This window comes from Kitasatospora sp. NPDC024654 (assembly GCF_055559155.1).
In genome coordinates, this window is sequence record NZ_JBVHLF010000060.1 from 38,104 (window position 1) to 47,290 (window position 9,187).

Here is a 9,187-nt window from a genome sequence, read left to right on the forward strand (position 1 = left end):
CGCGGTGTCGGGCTCGGAGCGGGCCGGGTCAGGGTTCGAAGCGGTAGCCCATGCCCGGTTCGGTGATGAAGTGGCGCGGGTGCGAGGGGTCGGTCTCCAGCTTGCGGCGCAGCTGGGCCAGGTAGACCCGCAGGTAGTTGGTCTCGGTCCGGTAGGCCGGACCCCACACCTCCTGGAGCAGCTGGGTCTGGCTGACCAGCCGGCCGGCGTTGCGGACCAGCACCTCCAGCAGGTGCCACTCGGTCGGGGTGAGCCGGACGTCGGCGCCGTCCCGGTTGACCTTCTTGGCCGCCAGGTCCACGGTGAAGCCCTCGGTGGTCACCAGCGAGTCGTCCTCGCCGCTCACCGGCTCGGCCCGGCGCACCGCGGCACGCATCCGGGCGAGCAGCTCGTCCATCCCGAACGGTTTGGTGACGTAGTCGTCCGCGCCGGCGTCCAGCGCCTCGACCTTCTCGTCCGAGGCGTGCCGGGCGGAGAGCACGATGATCGGGACCCGGGTCCAGCCGCGCAGGCCCTTGATCACCTCCACCCCGTCCATGTCCGGCAGGCCCAGGTCGAGCACCACCACGTCGGGATGCCGGGCGGCGGCCAGCTCCAGCGCGCTCGCGCCGTCGTGGGCGGCGTCCACCTCGTACTTGCGGGCCTTGAGGTTGATCACCAGGGCGCGGACGATCTGCGGTTCGTCGTCCACGACGAGGACCCGGGTCATGCGTGCTCCGCCTTTCGGGGGGCCAGAGAGGAGGTCAACGGGGGTGGCTCGGGCGCCTCGGGTTCGGGCGGCCGCTCCACGGCGGGCAGCGAGACCACCATGGTCAGGCCGCCGCCCGGGGTGTCCTCGGCCGCCAGCGTGCCGTCCATCGCCTCGACGAAGCCGCGGGCCACCGCCAGGCCGAGCCCCACCCCGGCGCCGCGCGGGGCGTCGCCGTAGCGCTGGAACGGCGCGAAGATCTTCTCCTTGGCCTCCTCCGGCACCCCGGGCCCGCGGTCGACCACCCGCAGCTCGACCCGGCCCGGACCGGACGGCGGCTCCAACGCGTCGGCCTTGACCAGCACCCGCACCCCCGGCGGACTGTACTTCACGGCGTTCTCGATCAGGTTGGCCAGCGCCCGCTCCAGCAGGCCGGCGTCGGCCGGGACCATCGGCAGGGTCTCCGGCACCTCCAGCCGCACCGACTCCAGCGGGACCCCGCCGAGCGCGACCGGCACCACCTCGTCCAGGTCCACCTCCTGGATCAGCGGGGTGACCGTGCCGGTCTGCAGCCGGCTCATGTCCAGCAGGTTGTTGATCAGGTGGTCGAGCCGGTCCGCGCCGGCCTCGATGCCGGCCAGCAGCTCGGCCTCGTCGGCCGGGGTCCACTCGACGTCCTCGGCGCGCAACGAGCTGACCGCGGCCTTGATCCCGGCCAGCGGGGTGCGCAGGTCGTGCGAGACGGCGGCCAGCAGGGCGGTCCGGATCCGGTTTCCCTCGGCCTGGCGGCGGGCCGCGACGGCCTCCTTGGCCAGCCGGCGGCGCTCCAGCAGCACGGCCGCCTGGGCCGCGAAGGCGCCCAGCAGCCTGCGGTCCTCGGCCGGCAGCACCCGGCCGACCAGCACCAGCGCCAGGTTCTCGCCGACCGGCACGTCGGTGTCGGCCTGGTCCGGCCGGTCCGGCGGCTCCGCGCCGCTGGCGGCCACGCAGCTCCACGGCGCGTGCTCGTCGGCGCGCTCCAGCAGCGCCACCGAGTCCTGCTGGAAGGTCTCCCGGACCTGGTCGAGCAGGGCCAGCACCCCCTCACCGGTCGGCGCGCGCAGCACGGTGCCGGCCAGCGCGCTCAGCGTCTGCGCCTCGGCCCGGCTGCGGGCCGCCTCGTGGCTGCGCCGGGCCGCGGTGTCGACCACGGTGGCGACCGAGATGCCGACCGCGGTGAAGATCGCGACCGCCAGGATGTTCTGCGGGTCGGTGATGGTCAGGGTGTGGATCGGCGGCGTGAAGTAGTAGTTCAGCACGGTGGAGCCGACCAGCGCCGAGGCGATCGCCGGGAGCAGCCCGCCGACCAGCGCCGCGAGGACCGTGACCGACAGGAAGAGCAGCATGTCGGTGGAGAGCACCAGCCGGTGCAGGCTGATCAGCAGCAGCGTGAGCAGCGGCGGCCCGGCCACCCCGATCAGCCAGCCGGCGACCGTGCGGACCCGGCCGAGGTCGGTGATCCGGCGGATCGGGAGCTTGCGGCGCCCGTGCGCGGCCTGCTCGTGGGTGACGATGTGCACGTCGATGTCGCCCGAGTCGCGGGCCACCGTGGCGCCCACGCCGGGACCGTAGATGTACTGCCAGCCCTTGCGGCGGCTGGAGCCGAGCACCACCTGGGTGGCGTTGACCCCGCGTGCGAAGTCCAGCAGGGCCTGCGCCGGGTCGTCGCCCAGCACGGTGTGGAAGCTGCCCCCCAGGCTCTCTACCAGGGCCCGCTGCTCGATCAGGGTCTGCGGCGAGGCGTCGCCGGCCAGGCCGTCGGAGCGTGAGATGTGCACGGCCAGCAGTTCGCTGCCGGAGCCCTTGGCGGCGATCCGGGCCGCCCGGCGGATCAGCGTGGCGCCCTCCGGGCCACCGGTCAGGCCGACCACGATCCGCTCGCGGGCCTGCCAGGTGTTCTCTATGCCCTGCTCGGCGCGGTAACGCTGGAGGTACTCGTCGACCCGGTCGGCGGTCCACAGCAGCGCCAGCTCGCGCAGCGCGGTGAGGTTGCCGGGGCGGAAGTAGTGCGAGAGCGCGGCGTCGATCTTCTCCGGGGCGTACACGTTGCCGTGCGCCAGCCGGCGGCGCAGCGCCTCCGGGGACATGTCCACCAGTTCGAGCTGGTCCGCCCGGCGCACCACGTCGTCCGGCACGGTCTCCTGCTGGCGGATCCCCGTGATGCCCTCGACCACGTCGCCCAGCGACTCCAGGTGCTGGATGTTGACGGTCGAGATGACGTCGATCCCGGCCGCCAGCAGCTCCTCGACGTCCTGCCAGCGCTTCTGGTTGCGGCAGCCGGGGACGTTGGTGTGCGCCAGCTCGTCCACCAGCGCCACCTGCGGACGCCGGGCCAGCAGCGCGTCCAGGTCCAGCTCGGTGAACTCGGCCCCCCGGTACGCCATGGTCCGGCGCGGGACGGCCTCCAGTCCGTGCAGCAGCTCGGCGGTCCGCTCCCGCCCGTGGTGCTCGACGAACCCGACCACCACGTCGGTGCCGCGCCCGAGCCTCCGATGGGCCTCGCAGAGCATGGCGTAGGTCTTCCCCACCCCGGGGGCGGCCCCGAGGTAGATCCGCAGCCTTCCGCGTGCCATGCGTCCCATTCTTGATCGAGTCCGGCCCGAGGGCCACCCCCGGACAGCTGTTCGCGCTGTCGAGACTACGGGGTGAGGCCCCTCCCACCTTCGATCGGGCTGGTCAAAGCGGAGATTTAGCAGCATCTTGACGCCCTGTCCCGGCGTGGCCCGACGCCTCCGGCGACCGTTTCACGCTGTCGCCACCGGGCTGCAACACCGGACTGGGAGCATCGGGCGCATGCTGTCACTGGTTGCCCCGGCAGGGGTCGGTCCGGTGCCGCCGAGCCCGGCAGGTGGGGCGGGGGCGGTGCTGCGCCGCGTGCTGGCGGGCGGGCCACTGGCCCGGAGCGCGATCGGGCGGGCCACCGGGCTCAGCCCGGCCGCGGTCTCCCGGCACACCTCGGAGCTGATCGGGATCGGCCTGCTGCGCGAACTGCCGCCCGCCGCCGGGCCACCCCGGGCCGGCCGCCCGCAACTGCGGCTGGACATCGACACCGGGCACCACCTGGCCTGCGGGGTTGCACATCGGGGTACGGCAGCTGACCTTCGCGCTGCTCGACCTTCGCGGCCGGGTGGTGGCGCACGAGCGGCTGCCGCGGACCGGGGACGCCGCCGCGGTGGTCGCCGCGATCCGCGCCCAGCTGCCCGGGTTCGTCGCCCGCCGGGCGGCCGGGCGCTCGGTGCTCGGCCTCGGCGTGGTGACCGGCGGCTGGGTGGACAGCGAGCGCGGCAACGTGGTCGAGCACGGCCCGCTGGGCTGGCGGGACGTCCCGCTGCGCGAGCTGCTGGCCGGGGCGGTCCGGCTGCCGGTGCACGCGGACGGCCACGCCCCCGCGCTGGCCCAGGCCGAGCTGCTGTTCGGCGCGGGCGCCGGCGCCACCGAGCTGGTCCAGCTCTTCGTCGGCAACGTGGTGGACGCCGCGATCGCCACCGGCGGCACGGTGCTGCGCGGCCGCCGCTCGCGGGCCGGCGAGATCGCCCACCTGCCCGTCCCGGTGTGGTCCGGTGCGCGGCTCCACCGAGGCCGAGGCCCGGGCGCTCGACCGCGAGCTGGACGAACTGATCACTCCGGCCCGGGCGGTCGGGGTGCTCTCCACCGTGCTCGGCGTCGACCTCACCGACCACCCGCTCGACCAGCCGCTGCCACCGCTGAGCGCGATCAGCGGTGCCAAGAGCCGCATCGAGCTGATCCGCGACCTCGCCGAGCGCGACCGGCTGACGCTGCGCCAGCTGATCAGCCGGCTCGGTTGCGGGCGCGGCCACCAGGTGGTGGTCGGCACCCCGGAGCAGCTCGCCGACCACCTGGAGACCTGGTTCACCCGGGGCGCCGCGGACGGCTTCAACGTGATGCCGCCGCTGCTGCCGGACGGCCTGGCGCACTTCGCCGAGCACGTGGTACCGCTGCTGCGCGAGCGCGGCCTGTTCCGCGACGGCTACCAGGGCCGCACGTTGCGGGAGCACTACGGCCTGCCGCGTCCGGCCGGCCGCCGGGGCTGACGGCGGGTGTGTCGAAGAGCGCCGCGAGGCTCACGGCGCTCTTCGACACACCGGTTGTGCGCCCCGGCTCAGGCCGCGGTGTGGTGCTCCGCCCGGTCGCCCTCGATCAGGTAGCTGGTCTCGCCGCTCACCCCGACCGGGACGTCCCCGGCCACCGTCACCCGGTGCAGCAGCCGCGGCAGGTCGTCGTAGTCGTCCGGCGCGTAGTGCTGGGTGGCCCGGTTGTCGAAGAGCACCAGATCGCCCTCCGCCCAGCGCCAGCGCACCACGTTCTCCGGCCGGGTGACGTACGACTGCAGGGTGCGCAGCAGGTCGTGCGACTCGTGCGCGGGCAGGCCGAGGACGCTCTGCGCCAACCCGCCGACGAACAGGCCGCGTTCACCGCTCACCGGGTGGACCCGGACCACCGGGTGCGCGGTCCGGTAGCGGCGCGAGGTGAAGACCGCCCGGCGGGCCGCCTCCTTCTCGTCCGACTCCCGCCCCCGCGCGTAGTCGTAGTCGTTGCTGTGGACCGCCCACAGGCCGTCGGCCAGCTCCCGCAGCGGCTCCGGCAGGTCGCGGTAGGCGGCCTGGGTGTTGGCGATCAGCGTGTTGCCCTCGTACGGCGGGACCACCAGGCTGCGCAGCGTGCTGGCCTTCGGCGGGGTGCGGACGAAGGTGACGTCGGTGTGCCAGCGGTTGGCCCGGCCGCCCTCGGCGCTGTCCACGACCAGCACGTTGGGCTGCCCGTCGAGCGCCGGCACGGTGGGGTGGGCGGTGGTGAGCGGACCGAAGTAGCCGGCGAACCGGGTCTGGTCGGCGTCGTCGAGCGCTGACCGCGGAAGAACAGCGCCTTGTGCGCGACCAGCGCGGCGTCCAGCTCGGCCACCAGTTGGTCGTCGAGCGGGGTGGCGAGGTCGAGGCCGTGGATCTCGGCGCCGATCCGGCCACCGATCCGGCCACCGATCCGGCGGATGTCCAGGGTCATGGGGTCTCCTCGTCAGTCGGGACGGATCTACTTCTCGGCGACGCGCTACTTCTCGGCGACGCCGTCCAGTGGCGAGCGCCAGCGGGTGAAGCGGCGCTCCAGGGCGACCAGCAGCTGGTTGAAGAGCAGCCCGGTCACCGAGATGGTCACGGTGCCCGCGTACATCTGCGGGATCGCGAAGTTGAACTGCGCGGAGTTGACCAGGTAGCCCAACCCGACCTTGGCGCCCACCATTTCGGCGGCCACCAGCACCAGCACCGAGACCGACCCGGCCAGCCGGATCCCGGTGAAGACCATCGGCACCGAGGCCGGCAGGATCACCTTCCCGAACAGCCGCAGCGGCGACAGGTCGAGCGACCGGGCGAGCCGCAGCAGGGTCGGATCGACCGTGCGCACCGCGCCGATCGTGTTGAGCAGGATCGGCCAGACGCAGGCGTAGAGCACGATCGAGATCTTGGACGTCTCCCCGATGCCGAGGACCAGCGTGAACACCGGGAGCAGCGCCAGCGCGGCGGTGTTGCGGAAAAGTTCGAGCAACGGGCTGAGCAGTCGGGCCACCGGCCGGTACCAGCCGATCAACAGCCCCAGCGACACACCGAGCAGCACCGCCAGGCCGAAGCCGGCGAGCGAACGGGTCAGGCTGGCCTCGGTGTTGGTGGTCAGCTGGCCGCTGGTCAGCAGCCCCCACCAGGCCTGGACCACGGTGGAGAACGGTGGCAGGTAGGTGCGGTCCACCAGGCCGGCCTGGGGGCGCGAGCTCCCGGACCAGCAGCAGCGCCAGCACGGCGGCGGACTTGGTCGCGCCGGCCAGCAGCAGCCCGGGCAGCCGGCCGCCGACGGGCTCGGTGCGGACCGGCGCGGCACAGACGACGGGGTCGGTGTCGGCGACGGTCCCGGGGGCACGCTCGGTGACGCGCAGCTCGGTGCTCATCGCCGGCCGCCCTCCTGCTCGACCCGCTGCGTCCGATCCACCTCGTCGCGCAGCAGGCTCCAGATCTCGTGCCGATGGCGGGCGAACTCCGTGCTGGAGCGCAGGTCCTGGCCCTCGCGCCGGTCGCCCAGCTCGATCGGCACCACGTGCTTCACCCGGCCCGGCCCGAGGTCAGCACCGCGACCCGCTGGCCCAGGTAGACCGCCTCCTCGATGCCGTGGGTGATGAAGAGCACGGTCTTCCCGGTGCGCCGCCAGATCCGCAGCAGCTCGTCCTGCAGCGACTCCCTGGTCTGCGCGTCCAGCGCCGCGAACGGCTCGTCCATCAGCAGCACGTCGGGGTCGTAGGCGAGGCTGCGGGCGATCGCCACCCGCTGCTTCATCCCACCGGACAGCTCGTGCGGGTGACGGTCCTCGAAGCCGGCCAGTCCGACCAGGTCCAGGTAGGCCCGGGCCCGCTCGGCCCGGGCCCGGCGCGGCAGCCCGAGCGGCTCCAACCCGAACTCGACGTTGCCCTGCGCGGTGCGCCCCGGCAGCAACGCGTACTGCTGGAAGACCGTGCTGCGGTCGAGACCGGGACCGGTGACCGGACGGCCGTCCAGCAGGATCTCCCCCGCGATGGGCGTGCTCAGGCCGCCGAGCAGGTCGAGCAGGGTGGACTTGCCGCAGCCGCTGGGGTCGACCAGCACCGCGAACTCGCCGGCGGCCACCTCCAGGTCGACCCGGTCGACGGCGGTGAACCTGGTGCGCCGGCGGGCACCGACCGGGCCCCGCACCGGGAAGGTCTTGGTCACGCCCCGGAAACTGATGCTTGCGGTCATCTCAACTCCGGCTGGGCGAAGGGATGTCGGCCGACAGGTCGTTGAAGCTGTTGGTGTAGAGCGCCGACGCCTTCAGCTGGCTGGGCTTGAGTTCGCCGCGCGAGACCAGCCAGGCGATCCAGAGCTGGAACTCCGCGTCGGTGATCCGGCCACCGGTCTCGGCCACCCCGTACGACTTCCAGTACTGCAGCGCGGAGGTGTCCTCGTTGCGGCCGCGCCTGCGGACGATGTCGATGCTGCGCGCGCGACCACCTCCTCGCGTGGGCTGGCCCTGGCCCACTCGATGGCCCGGGCCACCCCGGTGACGAAGTCCGTGCGGTGGTCGGATTGCGCTGCAGGAAGCGCCTGGTCATCACGTAGGTACCGGCGCTGAAGGCGCCGAGCAGCTGGTAGCCGCTGAACAGCTGCCGGATCCCGCCGGTGACCAGCGCCTTGTCCAGCAGGATCCCGCCCAGCACGGCCACGTCGATCTGCCTCTGCCGCAGCGACTGCTCGGTGTTGACCGGGGGCACCACCAGCGGCTCGACCTGGCCGATCTGGGCCTTGCCGAGGCCGTTGCGCTGCAGGTAGATGTCGAGCATCGCCTCGTCGTGCGCGCCGAGCGTGTTCATCCCGACCTTCTTGCCGGCCAGATCGTGCGCGGTGTGGATCGGGCTGTTCTGCAACACGTAGAAGCCGTTGAAGGTCTGCTGGTCCACGCCGTAGTAGCTGATCACCGCCTGCACCGGGGCGCCGGCCGCGACCAGCTTGACCACCGCGCCGTTGAACGCGCCGCCGAAGTCGGTCCGGCCGGTCGCCGTGGACTGCACGTCCTGCGGGCCGCTGATCGTGTTGCGCACCCAGTCGAGCGTGACGTCCTCCAGGTAGCCGAGGTCCTGGGCGAGTTCGGGAAGCGTCACCTGGCCGACGGTGCCCTGGTAGCGGAGCCTGCGGGTCTCGGAGCCGCCCGCCTTGGCGGTGGCACGGTCGCAGGCGGCCGCCGCACCGGCGAGGCCGGCGAGGACCAGGAACAGGCGCCTGGAGGGTGTGGGTATGGCGGAGTTCCTTTGCGGCGGCGGGGCACGACGGCGGGGTGAACGGGAGCCTCGGAGCGCCCGCCCGACGGCTGCGGACGGGGTCCGGGTACGGCGACTCACCGACGCGTGGGCGAAGGCACGGGTCGGCGGGCGTCCGGGACGGGAGCGCTGCGGAAGGTGGGGGATCGCGGCTGGGCGGGGGCCTGGAGCGGGCTCAGCGGCAGAGCACACAGAGAACGCTCGCGTGCCGTCGCAGATCGACGTGCAGGCGAGCGACCAGAGCTACGCGTCGGCGGCTCACGGAGGAAAGGCTTCCAGCCCGCCGGGCCGGCGGTCAACGAATGTTCCCGCGCCGGAAGAAAACCTTGCGGGCCTGACGCGGCACGGGTCGCCGTCAGCTCTCCACGATGTGGCTGTCGCGCGACTCGACCATTGGCCAGCCGGTTCCAGCAGCTGTGGGTCCGAGCGTCCACCGGCGCGGTCACGCCCTCGCTGCGGACCGCCGCGCGCGGATAGCCGCACCACCGACCGGCCGGTCTCCGAGTCCAGCTGCCCGGTCGGCGGCGGCTGGGTCCGGACATGCGAGAAGCCCCTCCCGGTCTCCCGGAAGGGGCTTCTCTGAAAAATCGTTCGGCGGCGTCCTACTCTCCCACAGGGTCCCCCCTGCAGTACCA

At 73.2% G+C, this 9,187-nt stretch carries 5 protein-coding genes and 3 pseudogenes; 2 read left to right on the top strand and 6 right to left on the bottom strand.

Going from position 1 to position 9,187, the window contains the following annotated elements:
* Positions 1-28: 28 nt before the first annotated feature.
* Positions 29-709 (bottom strand): response regulator, encoded by a 681-nt coding sequence (locus ACZ38L_RS28150; protein ID WP_396564317.1) that lies wholly within the window; start codon positions 707-709, stop codon positions 29-31.
* Positions 706-3,300: a DUF4118 domain-containing protein gene (locus ACZ38L_RS28155; protein ID WP_465698411.1), complete on the bottom strand. Its 2,595-nt coding sequence runs from the start codon at positions 3,298-3,300 to the stop codon at positions 706-708. The genes ACZ38L_RS28150 and ACZ38L_RS28155 overlap by 4 nt, the downstream gene beginning before the upstream one ends.
* Positions 3,301-3,854: 554 nt before the next feature.
* Between ACZ38L_RS28155 and ACZ38L_RS28160 the strand changes: the two are divergent.
* Positions 3,855-4,217, top strand: a pseudogene (locus ACZ38L_RS28160) (ROK family protein); the annotation flags it as partial.
* A gap of 70 nt (positions 4,218-4,287) precedes the next feature.
* Complete coding sequence (locus ACZ38L_RS28165) at positions 4,288-4,779, top strand: LLM class oxidoreductase (protein WP_465698413.1); 492 nt, start codon at positions 4,288-4,290, stop codon at positions 4,777-4,779.
* Positions 4,780-4,847: 68 nt separating this feature from the next.
* Here ACZ38L_RS28165 and ACZ38L_RS28170 read toward each other — a convergent pair.
* The 4 genes and pseudogenes from ACZ38L_RS28170 to ACZ38L_RS28185 all read right to left on the bottom strand — a co-directional run bounded on the left by ACZ38L_RS28170 (position 4,848) and on the right by ACZ38L_RS28185 (position 8,396).
* Positions 4,848-5,746, bottom strand: a pseudogene (locus ACZ38L_RS28170) (TauD/TfdA dioxygenase family protein).
* 45 nt (positions 5,747-5,791) lie between these two features.
* Positions 5,792-6,481: an ABC transporter permease gene (locus tag ACZ38L_RS28175; RefSeq protein ID WP_465698415.1), complete on the bottom strand. Its 690-nt coding sequence runs from the start codon at positions 6,479-6,481 to the stop codon at positions 5,792-5,794.
* 192 nt (positions 6,482-6,673) lie between these two features.
* Positions 6,674-7,497, bottom strand: a pseudogene (locus ACZ38L_RS28180) (ABC transporter ATP-binding protein).
* Positions 7,494-8,396 carry an ABC transporter substrate-binding protein gene (locus ACZ38L_RS28185; RefSeq protein WP_465698417.1) on the bottom strand — a complete coding sequence of 301 codons (903 nt, stop codon included), beginning with the start codon at positions 8,394-8,396 and terminating at the stop codon, positions 7,494-7,496. Before ACZ38L_RS28185 ends, ACZ38L_RS28180 begins: the two are co-directional and overlap by 4 nt.
* Positions 8,397-9,187 lie beyond the last annotated feature (791 nt).

Excerpts from the sequence above, each read along its gene's own strand:
- ACZ38L_RS28150 (WP_396564317.1), bottom strand. The coding sequence starts at position 709 with ATGACCCGGGTCCTCGTCGTGGACGACGAACCGCAGATCGTCCGCGCC.
- ACZ38L_RS28155 (WP_465698411.1), bottom strand. The coding sequence starts at position 3,300 with ATGGCACGCGGAAGGCTGCGGATCTACCTCGGGGCCGCCCCCGGGGTG.